Origin of the sequence: Pontibacter vulgaris (assembly GCF_022758145.1) — a bacterium.
GTDB classification, from domain to species: domain Bacteria; phylum Bacteroidota; class Bacteroidia; order Cytophagales; family Hymenobacteraceae; genus Pontibacter; species Pontibacter vulgaris.
Window position 1 is genome coordinate 95,888 of sequence record NZ_JAJVDH010000007.1, and the last position, 19,655, is coordinate 115,542.

Consider the following 19,655-nt stretch of genomic DNA (forward strand, 5'->3'; position numbering starts at 1 on the left):
ACATGAATAAACATATAGCAACCGACCAGACAGGTAACTTAAATACGAGCAACCTGCAGGTCGCCTTCTGTACCAAAACTAACTCCGATCTGAAACTGGCACACTGGCTTTTTAGCCTCATGGGCAAACCTGCACTGGTTAAAGCGGGCGGCGTGGCTACAGTTTGGGCATTAAAGTTGGGCTTGCCCATAAAAGGGCTCATACGCAATACCATTTACCGGCATTTCTGCGGGGGCGAAACGGCGCAACAGGCACTGAGGGTTGTAGCTAAACTGGCAGCTGCCCATGTGCACACCGTTTTGGATTATGCTGCCGAAGCACAAGTGACGGAGGAAGGTTTTAACGCTGTACGTAACGAAATTCTGCAGAACATTGCGCTGGCAAAGGAAACCAATTCGTTTTCATACATCAGCATTAAACTTACCGGCATAGGCCATAAAGCGATATTCGAAAAACTGAACGGAAATATCGTACTTATACCTGAAGAAAATGCTGCATTTGAAAGAACCGAAAATCGCCTGGATGAAGTATGCGCAAAGGCTGCTGAAGCCGGCCTGATTGTGTACATTGATGCAGAGGAAAGCTGGATGCAAAACCCGATGGATATGCTGGCAGAAGAAATGATGCGACGCTACAACAGAGGCCGTGCCGTAGTGTTTAATACTTTGCAGATGTACCGGACCGACCGCATACAATATTTGCAGGATTGCCTGAGGCGTTTCGAGAATGAAGACATTATACTAGGCATAAAGATAGTACGCGGTGCATACCTCGAAAAAGAACAGGAAAGAGCTGCCAGGTATAACTATCCTTGCCCCGTTTTTACCCGAAAAGAAGATACAGACCAAAGCTTTAACCAAGCCATAGATATTGCGCTGGAAAACCTGAACAGGCTGGAGCTTTGTGCCGCTACCCATAACGAATACAGCACCACCTACCTCACCAAAAGAATTAAGCTGGAAAAGATAGGCGAACACCGTAAGCGCATACATTTTTCGCAGCTTTACGGCATGAGCGATAACCTTACTTTTAACCTGGCCGATGCCGGCTATAATGCCTCTAAATACCTGCCTTACGGCGATGTGGCCACTGCTGTGCCATACCTGATCAGGCGTGCAGAAGAAAACACTTCCATTGCCGGGCAAATGGGCCGTGAGCTCTCGTTGCTAGAAGCGGAAATGCGCAGGCGTAAATTATAAAAGCAAAGTATAGGAACTGAAAACTAAAAAAATATAATTTGTACATTTTTAATTTATCATATTCTAATTAAATTATTCACTACAAACCTTTTACAAGTCTGAATGCGTAAAAATGGTTGATAAAGTCAAAGCGTTTCCGGATTAACAGGATTGCACTGACTGACGTTAAACTAAAAATTCAGAACATGAAAAAGATAATGTATGCAGGAGTTATTATGCTAGGTTCGCTTAGCCTTTTTGCCTGCGATAGAACAGATAAAACAACAGACTCTGAGGCTGATGCCGATGATAAAAGCGTGGTAGTAGACCGCGACTCAGTGGCAACTGAATATGAGGTTACAGAAACAGTAGTTGAGTACGACACCACTAAGAAAACCAAAACAGTTGATGCCGACGACGTAAAAGATAAAGACAAGGACCACGACGCAAAAGTGGAACGTGATAATGATTAAACTCAGATCCGAAATCTGACCAAAGTATGATCCGATAAAAAAGCCTCATGTAAATTTACATGCGGCTTTTTTATGTATTGTATAACCATAGCACTAGCTTAAATAAGCTTACTGGTTTTTGGCTTTATCCTGCAGTTGCATGGCTTTCAATTCATGTTCGGCTGCTTTTAACCTGCTTTTAGCCGCTTTCTCAAATTGGTCTGCTTCTTTAGAGCGCCTTTCAGCTTCATTTAATTCTGCCTTTAACATATCAACACGTTGTTGTTGCTCATCTATTGCCGGATTTCCTGAAGACTTGCTCCCGCCACCCGTCATAGAACAACCCAGCATTAAAGGAAATATTAATAACAGCAGGCCAGACGCGAACGAATTATTAGTAAAAATTTTCATAGTTGTAATATTTGGTCTATCCTGCATTACGCTTTTACCTGAAAGCTAGTTAAAATTTATACTTTAAAACAGGGTCAAAAAAGAGCTATTATTTTATAAAATCAGTATATTTATTTCACACTATAAATATTCTTCACTAAAAGGCTAAAACTATGAATGGAGCACATATCCACTTGCTCATCAATCATTTACCCATAGCTGGCACCATCATCGGACTGCTTGTGCTTTTGGCTGGTTACTTGCTTAAATCCTTTACTGTAAGGCGAACGGCTTTGGGTATATTCCTGTTTGCTGCGCTCCTTACTGTACCCAGCTACCTGAGTGGCGAAGGTGCGGAAGAAGTAGTGGAAGAAATGGCTGGCGTGAGCCACGATCTGATTGAAGAACACGAAGATCTGGGCAAAATTTTCCTGATCCTGATGGGCGTATTGGGGCTTGCGTCTGCAGTTACTCTTTTTGCTGATCTGAGAAAAACAGGCCCTAAAAATAATCTATACTTCCTGGTGCTTGTAATTTCAGTGGTATGTATTGTAATGGCTGCGCAGGTTGGATTATCGGGCGGTAGCATCATGCACTCCGAGATCAGAAACAACGCAGCACAACCAACCGAAAATCCGGAACCTGGCAGGTAGTTTAATTATAAATACTACATAAAAAAAGCCGCTGCTCTACAAGAACAGCGGCTTTTTTTATTTGGCTGACGGAATGGTAAATCCAAGATCCGTGCTGATGATGTATGCTTTCAGGCCATCGCCCCGCCAGTATTGTGCTGCACGCAGGTCTATACTTTTAAACATGCTGTTATTGCTTGTAAAAGGTAACTCAAAAGTAGAGATGCCAAAGAGAGGCGAATAGCGAACTCCCAACCCAACTTTGTGGCTTGTAAAGGCTGAAAGGTCATAATCGGAAGTATAAAATTCCTGCAACAGGTTATGCTCTTTATACGGCGCAAAATAATCGGCGGCAGTTTGCTGGTAATAACGATAGAACGGATAAACCGAGAAGAATGGGCCGATTTTGACAGGCGTTTCCAACTCTATTGTGTTGGCTATTACACCCCAGTTGTCAGCGTAAAACCGGTAGAAAAACCGGGTTGTAACATAATCGCTGAGGTAATAATTTATACGCACTCCAATCGGGTATTTCAGGCGGCTATCCGGCAGTTGCTCTACACGGGCCTCTTCCTGCTCCCTGAAATACACGCGGTGGAACGGGGTAGAAAGCAAACCAGTCTGGTACACAAGATCCGAGGAAATAGAAGCCTGAAGCTTGCGGTTTATTACCTGGATAACGGTTGCCGATAAATTATAGGATTGTCGTTTATCGGTGCTTACCAGGTCGCCGCGGCCACGGAGCTCCTGCGGGTAAATAATATGCCAGGTATCAAAAAAAGCCTGCCCGTTAATGCTCACTTCCCTGTTCCCATCCTGCGATTCTTTAGCCCAGCCCAAACCTGCCGAAAAGGAAGTATAATCATACTCTGTAGAGAAACCGGCATTTATACTTTTAGTAACACGGCTAATGCTGTTACGCCGGCTAAGACCCACGTTTATATGCGTGCGGGTATCAGAACTGGAAGCCGAAGAAACATTAAAATCTATTTTATCGGTAGAGGCTGAAGAATAATAATCCATCCCAAAATTTACATTCAGGTTGGTTACCGTATCCAGCGGAACATTTACAATTATAGTTGGAGTTACATCAGTCAGTTCTTCCGTGCCTATACCACCCGTAACGGGTGAATGTTTTCCGTCCTGGCTATAATAACTGGCCAGTATATTTACATCGGCAGGTGGCAATTGCTTCACCCGTTTTGGTTGCTGTGCAGTTGTTTCCTGGGCTATGGAAGTTGTGGCTAAACTTAAAGCCAGCAGCAGTAGTGTATACTTTAGTTGCATCCGCAGCCTCCTCCTACTTTACCGCCATTTGCACCACTTCCGCCCTCCCGGTAAGATTGAAAGTTAATCTCAAACGATTCAATCTTCCGCATGCTCAGCTGCATTTCCTCCTCGTTTAAGTATGCCTTCTGGTAAGGCTTTACAGCTTCGCAGCTGCTCAACAGGCTTATACCTGCGGCAGCTGTAAGTATAAATTTCATAGTTCTTATCTTCATAAGACAGTAAGCTTGTTACTTTTTATTTTGTTTTGAAGTAAGCGGGTTAGGCTTATTCTGGTAGTAATGCAGGTGCAGGTCTTCAGAGGTTATCAGCTCATTATCATCGGTTATCAGCAAACACTCTACTCCTTTTAACTGGTTAATTAAGTATAACCCTTCTTCTTTTCCAAGCACCGTCACGGCAGTAGCCAGGGCATCGGCTAGCTCAGCGTTGGCACATACTATGGTTACGCTTTTTAATCCTGATACGGGGTTGCCAGTGCGTGGGTCTATAATGTGCGAGTATCTTTTGCCTTCTATTTCGGCAAACTTTTCGTAATTACCTGAGGTAACCACCGCCAGGTTATCGGCGGTTAGCCAAGAGAATACTTTTTCTTTTTCTTCGGGATCGCTTATACCCACATACCACGACTGGCCATTAGCTTGTTTGCCCCAGGTTACCAGATCGCCGGCCGCGTTAACTACACCGCCTTGTATACCCATTTCGCGCATTACATCGCGGGCGCGGTTTGCAGCATAGCCTTTTCCGATAGCGCCAAAGCCTATTTTCATGCCACGCTCTTTCAGGAAAACGCTGTGGTCTGAAGGGTTCTGAATTATCTTTTTATAGCCGATTTTAGAAACAGAAGCAGCTACCTGCTGAGGCGAAGGCAGGGATTTCATACTTCCGTCGAAGTGCCATACTTTGTCTATTGCGGCAAAGGAGATATCGAAAGCGCCGCCTGTCATGTCAGAGATGCGGTTGCTGCGGCTGATAAGGTCGTAAAGCTCCTGGTCTACTACTACAGGCTTAATGCCTGCATTGCGATTGATAGCGCTGGTCTGGGAGGATGGTTGCCACTCCGAAATTAATGCTTCTATGCGCTGGATTTCCTTTATACCTGCTCCAATAGCTTCCAGCGCTTTTTGTTCGTCTTTAGAAACGGCTGCCAGCTCGAAGCGGGTGCCCATCAGCAGCAGCACTTTTTTATAAACTTGCGGTTTGGTAGTTGGCTGGCGTTGCGCACTTGCACTGGGAGCAAGTATAAACAGCAGCAGTATACTTAGTAGTAAATGTTTTAGCATGAAACCGGTAGTGTAAAAAGTAAGAAACCCACCCGTGGTATATACAAGGTGGGTTTCTGAGGATTTATACGGCGCTTATTTTAAAAGCGATTGCAATTGCTGAATATAATTTTCGGGGCCGCCGGCTTTGTAACCGGTTTTGCCCAGCACTTTACCATCGGCATCGGTTAAAACCACCAACGGAAACGTACCTTCTTTATCATACTTGCTGGCCAGGGCTTCGTTGTGCTTCATTTGCGGCTCAGGTAGCTGGTTCTTTTTAAATCTAGGAAAATCGAGCTCCAGCAATACTAAATTATCTTTTGCATACTTCTGGAAACTAGGCGTATCCCATACTTCTTTGCGCAGCATAATGCAGGGCTTACACCAATCAGAACCGGCAAACACCATCATAATGGGCTTATGTTCTGCTTTGGCCTGTTTAACGGCTTCGTCATAGTTATGCTGCCATTGGTCGTGATTTGCAGGTACTGCCTGGGCAAAAGCGCTAACAGATAAAAGCATAAGGCAAAGGCCAAGTAGTGCGTGCAAAATTCTGTTCTTCTTCATATCGATTTTATTTCATAGTGATTATCAGGCAAACACCTGACCTGACACTTTAGTGCAAAACACATGCCTATTTACCAGAAAAAATATCCAATTCAAAAATAAAGCATCTTTAAATTTGAGTACAAATTATACTTATACTTACAGGCTAAAGTTTTTGACCTTACATGTACTTACCTGAAGAACTATAGTACACCAAAAGGCGTTAGTGATTTCGCTTCCAGTTTAAAAAGCTTTATACTTTTATAGTAAAACCTGTTTTTAAATCATTCAATTATATGCCTCCTAATTCTCCGCGAGACTTTTTCGGAGTAAAGCGCAATACTGCTGAAATAAAAGCAGAAATTTTGATGCCATTTGTTCGTGCCTGGTGCAGCACAAGTATAAGCAAGCAAAATGCTGCAGATGATAAACCTGTACTTTACATAGACCTGAATGCCCTTGCGAACGGGCCTGATGAAACACTTGCTATTCTGGAAGCGATATACTCAGCAAAGGGCACTAGCGCCAATTTTGCGCAAAAGGTTTGCACCTGGTTTTATACTTCAGGAAATGAGGCTGATGCAAGTATAAATGCCGCTTTAGAGAATCCGGCAATTTCAGAATCGCTTAGCTATCAGCCAATGGTTCTAACAGAAACTCAGGACCCGGAATTGCTACATGATTTACCTGATCAGAACCAGGCATCCTTAATTTACCTGGAGCCTTTCAGTTTTAAGTATACCTCCGTTTTACCTTCAAAATTAATCGCCAATCCGGGCGCAGATCTGTTCATGCTTTTCAGTGATGAAGAACTGAAAGCGGCTTTTTCTAAAAAGAAAGTAAGCCCGGTAGTAGAAGTGCTTTTACAAGAACAATTGCCAGCCATCAGCAGCTATTTTAAAAGCGAACGAAATGCGGTTAAACGATCTGAATTTATACTTGAAAACCTGGAAACCTCGCTTCTCCAAAAAGGCTATTATCCGCTTAAGTTTACGATTGGATCTCCGGATAAAAACGAATTCAGCCACTACCTGGTGGTGGCCTGTAAATTGCCTGCCACCTTTGCAAGCATAAAAGAAATACTGCTGCCTTATAGCGACCACCGTGCAGATGGCGTTCCGCTCTTCACCATAAATCTGAAAAACACAAGCCAGTTATCGCTTTTCCCGGATGATCGTGAACAATCGGTAGCTAACCTGGCGGCTGATCTTTCTAAGAAAGCCAAGCTTTATAACTATAAACTGATCGATAAAATATACGAGCATCACCATACCGGCACCAGGTATATCAAAGACAATTATAAGGATGCTATTGAGAGAATGAGAGATGAGGGGATTATTATGTTGCTCAACTCTAAAACCATGCAACCCATTAAAAAAGCTACCTACACCTCTATGGTAAAGTATAAAGTATAACGTTCAGCCTTGCCGCATACTTATTATTCCGGAAGTATAGTACTGTTGCTGGAAATTTGCCAACCTGTAATTAATATTGCGGCGGCAGAAATGGGCAGGCTGCCTTAAAGAAGTAGCCTGGTTATAGCAAGCCAATTTGTACGCAAAAACGTATGCTATACTTTACCTGAAAACTGATATGAGCAGCACAACAAACTCCAGAGCACTTTCCGGTGCGGGTCTTTTGATTGCACTGGGCATTATTTACGGAGATATTGGCACCTCGCCGCTTTATGTAATGAAAGCCATTATCGGGGAAAGGCTTATAAGTCAGACGCTTGTGTATGGTGGTATTTCCTGTGTTTTCTGGACACTAACGCTGCAAACTACTCTAAAGTATGTTGTACTTACCTTACAGGCCGATAACAACGGTGAAGGGGGAATTTTCTCACTTTATACTTTAATACGCCGGCGTGCCAAATGGCTTGTTATTCCGGCCATGTTAGGTGGCAGCGCCCTGCTTGCCGATGGCATTATCACCCCTCCTATTTCTGTTTCCTCGGCTATTGAAGGCCTGCGCATACTTTACCCATCAATAGCCACAATACCTATTGTAATAGCCATCATCACCGCCCTTTTCCTGATGCAGAGCTTTGGTACCGAAATAGTAGGTAAAGTTTTCGGGCCTATTATGTTATTGTGGTTTACGATGCTTGGCGCGTTGGGGCTTTTATCGCTGGTATATCACCCCGAAATTTTATATGCCCTTAACCCACGCTATGCCTGGGAAATGCTGGTAAATTACCCGAATGGTTTCTGGCTGCTGGGTGCGGTTTTCCTGTGTACTACGGGTGCCGAGGCCTTGTATTCTGATTTGGGCCATTGCGGAAAACCTAATATCAGGATAAGCTGGATATTTGTAAAAACCTGCCTGGTGCTTAATTACCTGGGGCAGGGCGCCTGGCTAATGACAAATTCAGGTCAATTGCTGGCTAAGAACCCATTTTATGCGCTTATGCCAAACTGGTTTTTGCTTACCGGTATCAGCATTGCAACCATCGCTGCTATTATTGCCAGCCAGGCGTTAATCAGTGGTTCTTTCACACTTATCAGCGAAGCTATCCGCCTGAATTTATGGCCGAAAGTACGTGTGGTATATCCTACCCTGCAAAAAGGGCAATTGTTTGTGCCAAGTATAAATATGCTGCTGTGGGCTGGTTGCGTTGGAGTAGTTTTATACTTTCACGAATCGTCGCGGATGGAGGCCGCTTATGGTTTGGCTATTACCATTGCCATGCTATCTACCACCATCCTGATGAGTTATTACCTGTATGTAAAGTATAAATCGAGGTTTATAGTTGGCAGTTTCCTGGCTGTTTATATAGTGATAGAGGGGTCTTTTCTGGTAGCTAACCTCGATAAGTTTCCGCATGGTGGCTGGGTGACGCTACTAATCGGGAGTATGCTGCTAACTGTGATGTATATCTGGATCAAGGCTTTTATTATTAAACGGCGCCTTACCGAATATGTACGCGTAAAGGATTACCTGCCTGCTCTTCGCGAGCTAAGTATGGATGAAACCATACCCAAATACTCTACACACCTGGTTTTTATGACCAGCGCCCCGCATCCCAAAGAAATTGAATCCAAGATCATATACTCCATCTTCCAGAAACGCCCTAAAAGAGCTGATATTTACTGGTTTGTGCATGTTGAAACTACAGACCAACCTTATACTATGGAGTATAAAGTAAAGATTGTGGAGCCGGAAGATGTGATCCGGGTTGACTTCAGGCTTGGTTTCCGGGTAGAGCAGCGCATTAACCTTTTCTTCCGGCATGTGGTGGAAGAACTAGTAGAGAAAGGCGATGTAGATATAACCAGCCGCTATGCTTCTCTGAGCAAACAGCACCGCATCGGCGATTTCCGGTTTGTTGTGCTCGAAAAATTCCTGTCTTACGAAAACGACCTGCCTTTTAAAGAACAGAAGATCATGGAGTGGTATTTCTTTATTAAGCAATTCACGAGCGGAGAAGATAAATGGTTTGGCCTGGATACCAGCTCTATAAAGGTTGAGAAAGTGCCGCTCGTCATCAGGCCGGTGCAGGCGCCTGAGTTAAAACGAATTTCTTAAGCTGGTAAGGAAGTATAATGGTAATTTAAGTTTCTATTTGTCTGTGACTCTAAATACCGTCTAACCTATAATTTCAGAAATTACTTATTTTCCACAGTCATAAGTATAAACTGTAGTTTCCTTATCTCCATTTAAGTAAGTCTTGATAGCTTCAGTCGGATAACCATGTTCGTTATAAGTATAGGTTGCTGTATAAGACTCATGTTTATATATATTACTACCATCAGGTGAAGTAAGTATATAGGAAGTTACGTTTTGCCTAAACAAAGCAAATACAGGATTCACTGCACCTCTTGTAAACCTATAGTTTATTAAAGGCAAATCTGGCATTGGAGAGAACTTACCGTCAAAGCTAAAATGTAATTTAAAAGTTTCATTACCCTCAAAATATTCTATAATCTGAGAAATCTGCCCGTTTGTATAAGAGTATTTATATGTATAAAATGGAGTTTGTCGATCAGGTACATAATGTTGAGCTTCAGTTCGCTTTTTAGCTGCATTATATTTATAACTATAGTACCCTAGGTAAGAAGGTTCAAAATCGTAGAAATTAACTTTACGTTCTTGTTTTTCAACTTGGTTAAGGCCTTTATAACTAGTAATCCACTTGTCTTTCTGAACTAAACCATTATTAGGGTCTGTAAATATAATTAGCTGCTCTACAAGTCTATTTTGTGCATCATAGGTCAACGCGGTGATTTCGCGTAGGTCAGGAGTCGCTATTTTAATTAGCTTTCCTTGCTCATCATAAGTATAATTGAGCTGCACAACAAAAGGCTCCCATCGAACTATATCCTTTGTAAGGGTGCTACTTAACAGCCTACATTTTGGCTTAAATTCGGGCGCAACTTCTTGCTTCTTATCACAGCCTAATATTGTTGTAAGCAGTAAGAAAGATAACAGTAAGTGTAAATTTATTTTCATATTTAAATAAGGTCTGTTATATAATTGATCTGCTAAGCCAATAAACATACACAAATTTTAATATTTAATCAGCAGAATATTTAATTAAGAAGAAAATTACTCTTGATTTACTTATAAAGGATACCCTTCATTAAAACATTTTAAAAATTTGGTTCTGTAAATTATGAACTAAGGGAACGAGTATATACCTTTGCACTGTTAAAAGGTATGATTGACTCAAAACCAATGCTTCTAAACGATAAACAAAAAGCCCTGATAGAAAAGATCGGGATTTACCATGAGAACAACGGCATGCAGCCTGCTGTAGCCCGCATCATGGGTTTGCTCTTTGTGTCTGATCAGCCGGAAATGACTTTTGATGAGATCAGTGAGACACTAAACCTGAGCAAAAGTGCTACAAGTAATGCCCTGAACCTGTTATTACAAACCGGTCAGATCGAATACACTACCTTCTCGGGCGAACGCAAACGCTATTTTAGACTAAAACTTAGCAACTGGCGCGATGGATTTACTAAGAAGATAAGCCAGATGATCAGCTTCCGTGAGTCTTTGCAGGAAGCAATGGCGCTTAAGGCCGACAAAGATTGCCAGGCCAGCCAAAATATCAACGAACTGATTGAATTCCTTGATTTTCTGAGCCAGGAAATGCCTACCCTGCTGGAGAAGTGGGAAAACAGAAAGCACTAATTTTTTTATTCACTTAGTTCAGTAATTTATGAACTAAGTAATACAATATAAACTATAAAACTTTACAACGTGATCAAAAAATATTTAGCGCTGGGAGTACTGATGGCCTTTATGCAGACCGGGTTTGCGCAGGCACAGCAAGAAACAAAGGAGCTGAACTTACAACAAGCCGTTTCTTATGCCCTGGAGAATAACGAATCCATTAAGAAGGCAAGTAACGATGAACTGAGCTCAAAGTACATGATAAACGAGGCCCGCAGCAACGGCTTGCCGCAGGTAGATATTAAAGGTACTGCAGTCAGAACGCTCGAAAAGCAAATGATAGCACTACCTGCCGATTTTAACCCGGAGAAAAATGGTAAGCCGCTTATTAAACCAATGGGTACCGATAACACGGTGCAGGCAGGTATCTCGGTATCGCAACTCCTGTTTAGCAAATCATACTTTGTAGGCCTAAAAGCTGCCCGTACTGCCGAAGACGTTTACCGCATCCGAAAGGAAATGGCTAATGAAGACGTGATCTTTAATGTGGGGACCGCCTACTTTATGGTGTTGCAAACAAAAGAGCAATTCAACAGCATCGATGCCAACCTCCGGAAGCTGGAACAACTGGAAAAGATCCTGACGCTGCAGTATAAAAACGACCTGGTTAAGAAGGTAGATGTAAACCGCATCAAGGTGAGTAAGATAAACCTCGAAAACCAGAAAAAGAACCTGCAATCGGGTTACGAACAGCAACTCAACCTGCTTAAATTTTTTATGGGTATGCCGCTGGAGCAACCTATTACTTTAGCTGGCTCAGCTGACAATTCTATACTTACAGTACAGCCAACCCTGGCCGAAGCAGAACAGCCTGTTGCAGAACGCTCAGGATACCAGGCCCTGAAAAAACAGAAAGAATTGATAGGCCTGCAGATTGAAGGTGTGCAAGCAGGTTATTACCCATCGCTGGCTGCTTTTGGTAACTATAACTACCAGTCGCAATACAATGGCCGCATGATCAGTAACCAGGAAGCCATGTGGTTCCCGAACTCACAGGTTGGGCTTCAGGTTAACATCCCTGTTTTTGACGGCTTACGCAAAAAATCGCAGGTACAGCAGCGCCAGATGGAATTGAAAAACCTGGACCTTGACCTGCAGCAATACAACAAAAGCACACAGGTAGAGCTTAGTAATGCCATTAACCAGTTAAACAACACCAGAGGCAACATAGATGCTCAGGATGAAAATGTTAAGCTGGCGCAGGAAGTATATGATACCACCAACAAGCTCTACAAAGAAGGTCTGGCCCCATTAAGCGACCTGTTAAATGCAGAAACATCGCTACGCGAAGCACAAACAAACTTTAACAACGAAAGGCTGAAATACCAGATAGCGCAACTGAACTACCTGAAGGCCAAAGGAGAATTAGAAACATTAACAAAATAAGACATACACCACCCACTAAAATGAAGAAGTTAATTTATATAGTAGTTGTTATTGTAGTTCTGGTAGCTGTTGGCTTTAAGCTGATGAGCAATAAAGAGAAAATGGCATCGAACGCGGCAGTTGCCCAGATTAAGAGCGATGCTATACCTGTAAAAGTAACAGAAGTAAAGACAGAGAAACTGGATAAGTCTTTTACAGCGCAAGGTAACTTCGCTCCTATCCAGAGCCTGACACTTATGTCGGAAACTACCGGCCAGGTACAACGCGTGTTAAAGCGCAAAGGCGATAAAGTAAGAGCCGGCGAATTGTTGTTACAGGTTGAAAGCAACACCATGGCTGCTGACCTGGCTACTGCCCAGACAAACGCCGAGAAAGCAAAGCGCGACCTTGCCCGTTTCGAGAACCTGGCCGCCGGCGACGCCATTACGCAGCGCCAGCTGGAAGATGCCCGTTTAGCTGCAAAATCTACACAGGCACAACTGGTAGCTGCACGTCAGCGCTTAACTAAAACCCGCATTACGGCCCCTATCAGCGGCGAAATAAACGAGATATATGTAGAGGTTGGTTCATACTTAGGTATGGCTACCAAGCTGTATGATATCGTGAACGTGGACAAACTGAAGCTGGAAGTAAAAGTGAACGAAGGCGAAGTATTGCTGATCAACAAAGGCCAGAAAGTAAAAGTGAAAGCTGATGCCGGTGCAGGCCAGGAGTACGAAGGTATAGTTACAGCTATTGCCGCACAAGCCGATCCAACCCTGAAGTTTGATGTGGAAATTGAAGTGAAGAACGCTGCTAACAACAACTTGAGAGCTGGTATGTATGGCACCGCCTTCTTCGAAGTAGCAGATCAGCGCGAAGCAACACTTTTACCACGCGAAGCTATAGTTGGTAGCATCCAGAACCCAAGTGTGTATGTAGTAAACAATGGCGTTGCCAACATGCGCAAAGTTAAAGTGGGTGTGGTTACACAAGATAAAGTAGAGATACTGGATGGCGTGAAACCAGGCGATAAAGTAGTACAAAGCGGCCAGATCAACCTGCGCGAAGGCATTAAAGTGTCTGTGCTCTAGTTGATAAACTAGAGCACATGCCGCAAGTTTAGCGGTAGCGCAACTTGTGGCTGAGCATGGGGCCAGTTTGTAACTGGCGCAACTATAGATTACACGCCAGTTACAAACTGGCTGCCAAACTAAACCACCAGTTACCGCTTAGCTCAAACTGGCGGTATGCTTAAGGCTGGCAAAAACAATAACTTCTTTCTTTTCTTAAGAACATTTAGAAATGAACATAACCAAATTATCGATACAGCGATCAACCCTGGTAGTGGTGGTGTTTACCGTCCTTACACTACTTGGTGTTGTCAGCTACAAATCGCTTAACTACGAGCTGTTACCTAAATTCAGCCCGCCGGTACTTACTATCAGTACTATTTATCCGGGTGCTTCGCCTAACGAAGTAGAGAACTCGGTAACAAAGGAAATAGAAGACGCCCTATCGTCGCTGGAGAACGTGAAGGAGATGAAAAGTACCTCCCTGGAGAGCTTTTCCATCATTACGATACAGCTGAACCAGGGCACGGATGTGGACCTGAGTTTACAGGATGCGCAGCGTAAGATCAATACCATTCTGGCCAAACTGCCGGAAGATGCCGATGCGCCAACCCTGAACAAATTTGACTTCGACGACCTGCCTATTATTAAAATGGGTGCCACGGCGAACATGTCTGCTACAGAGTTCTATGACCTGATCGATAAAAAGATAAAACCGGAGCTTTCGCGCATACAAGGTATGGCTGCTATTAAAGTATTGGGTGGCCAGGAACGCGAGATCAAAGTAAATATTGATGCCAACAAACTGGAAGCCTATAACCTGTCTATACTTCAGGTACAACAGAAGATCCGTAACTCTAACCTCGATTTTCCTACGGGTAAAATAAAGCAGGAAAGCGGACAGACTCAGATCCGACTGGCCGGTAAGTATAGCTCCCTGGCCCAGCTGAGTAACCTGATCATCCGTGAAGACCAGAACGGTATTGTACGCTTATCTGATGTAGCCGAAGTACAGGACACCCAGAAAGACGTGGAAGTATTGACCCGTAACAACGGTAAAGCTTCGGTGGGTATAACTATCCAGAAACAGTCTGATGCTAACGCCGTGGAAGTAAGCCGACTAACGAAAGAGGCGCTTGCCAAACTGGAAACCACCTATGCGTCCCAAGGCCTGAAATTTAACATTGCCAGCGACTCTTCTGACTTTACCCTGGAAGCAGCCGATTCGGTAATGCACGATCTGGTTATAGCGATTATATTGGTGGCTGTGGTGATGTTGCTGTTCCTGCACTCGCTGCGCAATGCCATTATTGTAATGATCTCTATTCCGGCATCGTTGGTGGCTACTTTTATTGCCATGTACCTGCTGGGCTACTCGCTTAACCTGATGTCGTTGCTGGCGCTTTCGCTGGTGGTAGGTATACTTGTGGATGATGCCATTGTGGTGATCGAGAATATTCACCGCCACATGGAAATGGGTAAAAAACCTGCACAGGCTGCCTACGATGGTATCCGTGAGATCATGGCTACAGTTACTTCCATTACTTTGGTAATTGTGGTTGTGTTTATCCCGATCGCCCTTTCAAGTGGTCTGGTATCTGATATTCTTCGCCAGTTTGCCGTGGTGGTAGCTATCTCTACGATGATCTCGCTTTTCGTAGCATTTACGCTAATTCCGCTACTTGCCAGCCGTTTCTCTCGCCTAGAGCATATCTCGGATAAGAATATTTTCGGACGGTTTATACTTGCTTTCGAGCGTGGACTGGACAGAATAATTGATGGCTTTACGGCTACATTAAAGTGGGCGTTCAACCATAAGTTTATTACGCTGGGTGTAACGATACTGATGTTGTTTGCTTCGTTTATGCTGCCTAAGTATGGTTTTATAGGTTCTGAATTTATACCTGCCGGCGACCGTGGTGAAGTAAGCTTACAGCTTGAATTGCCTAAGAATGCCACTGTAGAGCAAACCAACTTTGCTACTCGCCAGGTGGAGCAATACTTAGAAGCTATACCAGAAGTGAAGAAAGTATTTACGACGGTAGGCACAACGTCTTCGGCACAGGCTGGCCAGAACACAGCTTACAAAGCAGATGTGGCGGTTTCGCTGATAGATGTGAAAGAGCGTACTTTCAGTACAGAGCAGTTCAGCCGCCAGGTTAAAGCCGACATCGAAAGTAAACTGCCTAACGTGCAGGTAACTCCTGTGCCGGTAGGTTTGGTTGGTACTGCACAGGCTCCTATTCAGATCATTATCTCCGGCTCAAACCTGGATTCTGTGATGGCTTTCTCTCAGAAAGTGATGCAGATCACGGAGAGTGTGCAGGGTACGGCCGACGTGGAAACATCTGTAGAAGGTGGTAACCCGGAAATTGAAGTGGTAGTAGACCGCGACAAGATGGCAAATGTAGGCCTTTCGCTGGAGAGCGTTGGAGCAAGTATGCAGCTGGCTTTCAGCGGTAACTCCGATGTTACGTTCCGTTCGGGCACTGAAGATTACGACATCAACATTAGATTAGATGAGTTTGACCGCCGCAGTGTGAACGATATCGGTAACCTGTCTTTCGTGAATAACAAAGGGCAGATAGTGCGCCTGGCACAGTTCGCTGATATCAAGCAGTCTACGGGTCCGTCGCAGCTGGAGCGTTATAATCGTGTAACTTCTGTAAACGTGAACTCACAGGTAATCGGCCGTCCGTCTGGTTCAGTAGGTGCCGACATTCAGGCGAAGATGGCTGAAATTAAAATGCCGGCTGGCGTAAACGTGGAGTTTGGTGGTAACCTTAAAAATCAGAGCGAAGGTTTCGGTACGCTTGGTATTGCCTTGCTGGCCTCTATTATTTTCGTGTACCTGATCATGGTGGCGCTGTACGACTCTTACGTGTACCCGCTGGTGGTTCTGTTCTCTATACCTTTGGCGATCATTGGTGCCTTGCTTGCCCTTGCGCTGGCTGCCCAGTCGCTGAGCATTTTTTCTATACTTGGTATCATCATGATGATTGGTCTGGTAGCCAAGAACGCGATTATGGTGGTTGACTTTACAAACAAGCTGAAAGACGAAGGTGTGTTTGTGAAAGATGCCCTGATAGAAGCGGTTCGTATCCGTTTCCGCCCGATCCTGATGACGACGCTAGCCATGGTAATTGGTATGTTGCCGATTGCGTTGGCAGGTGGTTCGGTGGCTGCAACTAAAAACGGTCTGGCCTGGGCTTTGATCGGTGGTCTAAGCTCTTCGATGTTCCTGACGCTTATAGTTGTTCCGATTATCTACTATGGTTTCGACCGTATACTTGCCAAGTTTGGTATGGATAAGAAGACCACAATAGAGCTGGAAGATAAGACACTGGAAGAGCTGGAGCACGAAACCAAGGAACTGGAAGAGAAGAAAATGGCGCACGAGTTCGCGCACTAAAAGCTAACAGTTTTATACTTACATAAATAGTAATATGATTGCGGAGGTTAAGGCCTCCGCAATTTTTATGAATTACAAAACTGCCGAAAACAATCCAGAGGCAACATTTACTTATTTACCCTTACATGCCATGCAAAGTGTAATTCCAAACATACAGGCAATTCAAACAGAAGTGGTGAAGATCATTACTTCGGTTACCAAAATAAACCCCAACCTGCTGCTGAAAGTCCGCGACCTTACCCGGCTCGGGCTCGATATTATTGACGTAGTAGACATCATCCTGAAAGTAGAAAAAACCTATAGCATTGTTATTCCGGATGACGCGCCGGTGTACACCGTAGATGATTTCGTAAACTATGTATATGCGATAAAGCAGGCCAGCTAAGTTTACAGAAGTATAGAAAAAGAGCCGTAACTATAGTTACGGCTCTTTTTTTTATACTAACAAACTCTAACCAATAGTATGAATATGTTATGTAGAGGTATGTATTCTTATACTTTCAATCATTACAAATCATAAAAGTATAAACCCTGTTCAGATCAGCGCAATTCATCAAACGCGTACTGAGCCGTGTTCCAGAATTCATCCAGCGCAATAATACGTGGTTTAAAAAAAGAAATAAGCTGCGGCCAGTCTTCTTTATCAAAAATGTTCACAGGGGCTATTTCTTTATAAATGCGGCTAATAGTTTTGTCATACTCGTCGGTAGTATGCATCTCCCACTTCCACTCTTCACCCAGGCTCTCGTGCAATAATGTACGCAGCTGCAAAAACTGTTCGTAAAAAAGCTCCTGCAATTCGGTGTCTTTATGAGTGATTTCAATGCCGATGGATGCTCGTTTGCTATCAGCCTGCATCTTGAATTCAACGTTCTTGAGACCCGTTTTATAGTTTAGCCAGTTTCTTCGGAGTCCTTCGGCAGAGAGCACCGGCGCCATGTATTGCCCGTAAGTTGTCCAGAATGCCTGGCGTAATTGCGAAGCTTGTTCTCTTGTATACATAAGGTCAAAATTAGGCAAGTAATCTCATAAAATTAAACAATCAGCGCTTCCAGCCACCTGCAGGCAAAGTATACTTACGCAATAATCTCCACCTCAACCAGTTATAAAAGGCATTGGCCGCTTATACTTCTAATGTCTTGTACCGCTTAAATAGTTGATTTTTAAACTATAAGGCTAAATATGGTTACAAAGCTGCAGAAGTGTCGTACTTATACTTGATTAATAAAAGATGAGCGGCAAGAGCGCCATTACCCGAAGCTGTTGTGTTCTTACCATACTCTATGAAAGCGCTTATGTTTGAGATGAATACTGTTTTTGCAGACCGTTACCTGTTAAAGGAATTATTGGGCAGAGGAGGCTCGTCGGAAGTATGGATCGCGGAAGATATCATTTCAGGTAATACACCTGAAGTTGTAAAAATATTTGCACCTGAAACAGGGCTGAGCGAAGCTTCCTTAAAGCTGTTCAGAAAAGATTTTGAGCAGATCGGCTATCTGTCACATCCGGGGTTGTTGCCTGTTACTTTCTTGGATGCCACCCAGCATACCCCTTTTTTGGTTATGCCTTATATGCACGAAGGTTCTGCACAGGCTTTGCTCGATCAGGAAGGGCCGTTCCCGGAGGAGGAAATAGCGCTGATAATGAAACAGATCGGGAGCGCACTGCATTACCTGCATACCCAAAGTCAGCCCGTACTGCACCAGAACCTGGACCCTGAGAAAATACTTCTTACCTCAGATGGCCACTACGTACTCACAGATTATGGTATCAGCAGGGCTACAAGGCAGGCGTTGCATAAAGCTACCGGCAGGGTGTCGGGCTTGGCTTTCGCTGCACCGGAGCGCTTCCTGGATAAACCGGAATATAAAGAGGCGGGCGATATATTTTCGCTGGGAGTTATACTTTACACACTTTGCAGCGGCCATACCCCCTGGGAAGGTACGGGAGGATTAAGTTTACTGCAAGGCGCTGAGGTGCCGGATCTGCCGTCCTCTTACTCCCGCGTCCTGAACCATATCATAAAGTCGTGTCTGTCAGTGGATCAGCAAAAGCGGCCAACGGCAAAACAACTGGAAGTAGAAGGCAAATATTACCTGGCTAACAAAACTTGGCGGCCAACGGCAAACATCTACGACATGATTGAACAGCCTAAAGCACCTGGAACACCATTGTGGTTGAAAGCTGCTACGGCAACAGTAATTATACTTCTGGGGCTATTTCTGCTGCTCGAATTTCCTCCGGATAAAATAAAAGAATACTGGAATAAACAGGCTATTGTCAGCGATCAGCAAGCCGATGATGAACCTGATGCCATAGTACTTCAGGAACGTGTACATGCTGCCGGAACAGCTCCGGAAAAAGTAAATGCAAAGCCAGTTGTTAAAAAACAGCCTGTTCCGAAAAAGGAAATCAGAAAAGAACCTGAAAAACCGGCTGCGCCTGTAGTTACTACAAAACCTGAAACAGCGCAGGCAAAGCCAGCGGTTAAAGAAGCGGTAACTGATCAATCTGAAACTATAAAAGAAGAAGAAGAAGTCGTTAAGTTGGCTGAAAAAGTAACGGAAACTACACCAGCTGCATCTTTACAGGCTTATCTGAATAACCTTGCCAACCCGGATTTATCGATGAATGAACGCGAAAAACTACGGCCCAAGATTCTGAGTTATTTTTCAGATAAGGCTCAACTTTTCGATAATAGTGCTGCTGCCCAGGAGCCATTTTCAAGGGAAGAATTTATAGATATACTTTTGAGCATCGACAGCACCAGCACGGTAAGAGTAGACAGCATGGAAGAAGATGAAAAAGGTAAAATAGAAAAACTTCATTTTTCTATAGAAGACAAGCTGTAAGGCTTTTGAAAAGTATAAATGC

18 protein-coding genes are annotated in these 19,655 nt (G+C 43.8%); 11 read left to right on the plus strand and 7 right to left on the minus strand.

Translation table 11 applies throughout. The features are described 5' to 3' along the window. Positions 1-2 precede the first annotated feature (2 nt). Together LWP20_RS16210 and LWP20_RS16215 are read left to right on the plus strand one after the other, a co-directional pair. Positions 3-1,199: a proline dehydrogenase family protein gene (locus tag LWP20_RS16210; RefSeq protein ID WP_242929224.1), complete on the plus strand. Its 1,197-nt coding sequence runs from the start codon at positions 3-5 to the stop codon at positions 1,197-1,199. 185 nt (positions 1,200-1,384) lie between these two features. Then, on the plus strand, positions 1,385-1,651 hold the full coding sequence (locus tag LWP20_RS16215) for a hypothetical protein (protein WP_242929225.1): 267 nt from the start codon (positions 1,385-1,387) through the stop codon (positions 1,649-1,651). Positions 1,652-1,759: 108 nt separating this feature from the next. Here LWP20_RS16215 and LWP20_RS16220 read toward each other — a convergent pair whose 3' ends face one another. Next, on the minus strand, positions 1,760-2,041 hold the full coding sequence (locus LWP20_RS16220; RefSeq protein WP_242929226.1) for a hypothetical protein: 282 nt from the start codon (positions 2,039-2,041) through the stop codon (positions 1,760-1,762). A 152-nt stretch (positions 2,042-2,193) separates the two neighbouring features. Here LWP20_RS16220 and LWP20_RS16225 point away from each other — a divergent pair, with 152 nt between their 5' ends. After that, on the plus strand, positions 2,194-2,673 hold the full coding sequence (locus LWP20_RS16225; RefSeq protein ID WP_242929227.1) for a hypothetical protein: 480 nt from the start codon (positions 2,194-2,196) through the stop codon (positions 2,671-2,673). Positions 2,674-2,730: 57 nt separating this feature from the next. Here the strand turns inward: LWP20_RS16225 and LWP20_RS16230 are convergent, their stop codons facing one another. The 4 genes from LWP20_RS16230 to LWP20_RS16245 form a co-directional block, all read right to left on the minus strand. Further along, complete coding sequence (locus tag LWP20_RS16230) at positions 2,731-3,939, minus strand: DUF3570 domain-containing protein (RefSeq protein ID WP_242929228.1); 1,209 nt, start codon at positions 3,937-3,939, stop codon at positions 2,731-2,733. Then, entirely contained in the window at positions 3,930-4,139 is a 210-nt protein-coding gene (locus tag LWP20_RS16235; protein ID WP_302467601.1) for a DUF4266 domain-containing protein, read from the minus strand. Before LWP20_RS16235 ends, LWP20_RS16230 begins: the two co-directional genes overlap by 10 nt. Before the next feature lie 30 nt (positions 4,140-4,169). After that, positions 4,170-5,222, minus strand: coding sequence for an FAD:protein FMN transferase (locus tag LWP20_RS16240; protein ID WP_242929230.1), 1,053 nt, complete (start codon positions 5,220-5,222; stop codon positions 4,170-4,172). 75 nt (positions 5,223-5,297) lie between these two features. Then, the gene (locus tag LWP20_RS16245) at positions 5,298-5,771 is read right to left on the minus strand and encodes a thioredoxin family protein (protein WP_242929231.1); all 474 of its coding nucleotides are present in this window, start codon (positions 5,769-5,771) and stop codon (positions 5,298-5,300) included. Between the two features lie 275 nt (positions 5,772-6,046). Between LWP20_RS16245 and LWP20_RS16250 the strand changes: the two genes are divergently transcribed. Together LWP20_RS16250 and LWP20_RS16255 are read left to right on the plus strand one after the other, a co-directional pair. Then, positions 6,047-7,165, plus strand: a complete 1,119-nt coding sequence (locus LWP20_RS16250; protein ID WP_242929232.1) for a hypothetical protein — start codon at positions 6,047-6,049, stop codon at positions 7,163-7,165. 178 nt (positions 7,166-7,343) lie between these two features. Next, on the plus strand, positions 7,344-9,278 hold the full coding sequence (locus LWP20_RS16255) for a KUP/HAK/KT family potassium transporter (RefSeq protein ID WP_242929389.1): 1,935 nt from the start codon (positions 7,344-7,346) through the stop codon (positions 9,276-9,278). Positions 9,279-9,362: 84 nt separating this feature from the next. On the opposite strand, the gene LWP20_RS16260 is transcribed toward LWP20_RS16255, so the two are convergent. After that, entirely contained in the window at positions 9,363-10,250 is an 888-nt protein-coding gene (locus tag LWP20_RS16260) for a hypothetical protein (RefSeq protein WP_242929233.1), read from the minus strand. Between the two features lie 177 nt (positions 10,251-10,427). On the opposite strand from LWP20_RS16260, the gene LWP20_RS16265 reads away from it, so the two are divergent. The 5 genes from LWP20_RS16265 (at position 10,428) to LWP20_RS16285 (ending at position 17,166) form a co-directional block, all read left to right on the plus strand. Continuing rightward, positions 10,428-10,889, plus strand: a complete 462-nt coding sequence (locus LWP20_RS16265) for a GbsR/MarR family transcriptional regulator (RefSeq protein ID WP_242929234.1) — start codon at positions 10,428-10,430, stop codon at positions 10,887-10,889. 69 nt (positions 10,890-10,958) lie between these two features. Continuing rightward, on the plus strand, positions 10,959-12,317 hold the full coding sequence (locus LWP20_RS16270; RefSeq protein ID WP_242929235.1) for a TolC family protein: 1,359 nt from the start codon (positions 10,959-10,961) through the stop codon (positions 12,315-12,317). Between the two features lie 20 nt (positions 12,318-12,337). After that, complete coding sequence (locus tag LWP20_RS16275) at positions 12,338-13,390, plus strand: efflux RND transporter periplasmic adaptor subunit (RefSeq protein ID WP_242929236.1); 1,053 nt, start codon at positions 12,338-12,340, stop codon at positions 13,388-13,390. A gap of 211 nt (positions 13,391-13,601) precedes the next feature. Further along, positions 13,602-16,781: an efflux RND transporter permease subunit gene (locus tag LWP20_RS16280; protein WP_242929237.1), complete on the plus strand. Its 3,180-nt coding sequence runs from the start codon at positions 13,602-13,604 to the stop codon at positions 16,779-16,781. A gap of 67 nt (positions 16,782-16,848) precedes the next feature. Then, positions 16,849-17,166: an acyl carrier protein gene (locus LWP20_RS16285; protein ID WP_242929238.1), complete on the plus strand. Its 318-nt coding sequence runs from the start codon at positions 16,849-16,851 to the stop codon at positions 17,164-17,166. A gap of 155 nt (positions 17,167-17,321) precedes the next feature. Here the strand turns inward: LWP20_RS16285 and LWP20_RS16290 are convergent, their stop codons facing one another. After that, a complete protein-coding gene (locus LWP20_RS16290) occupies positions 17,322-17,783 on the minus strand; it encodes a DUF4268 domain-containing protein (protein ID WP_242929239.1) in 462 nt (153 codons plus the stop codon). A 281-nt stretch (positions 17,784-18,064) separates the two neighbouring features. Between LWP20_RS16290 and LWP20_RS16295 the strand changes: the two genes are divergently transcribed. Then, a complete protein-coding gene (locus LWP20_RS16295) occupies positions 18,065-19,633 on the plus strand; it encodes a serine/threonine protein kinase (protein ID WP_242929240.1) in 1,569 nt (522 codons plus the stop codon). Positions 19,634-19,655 lie beyond the last annotated feature (22 nt).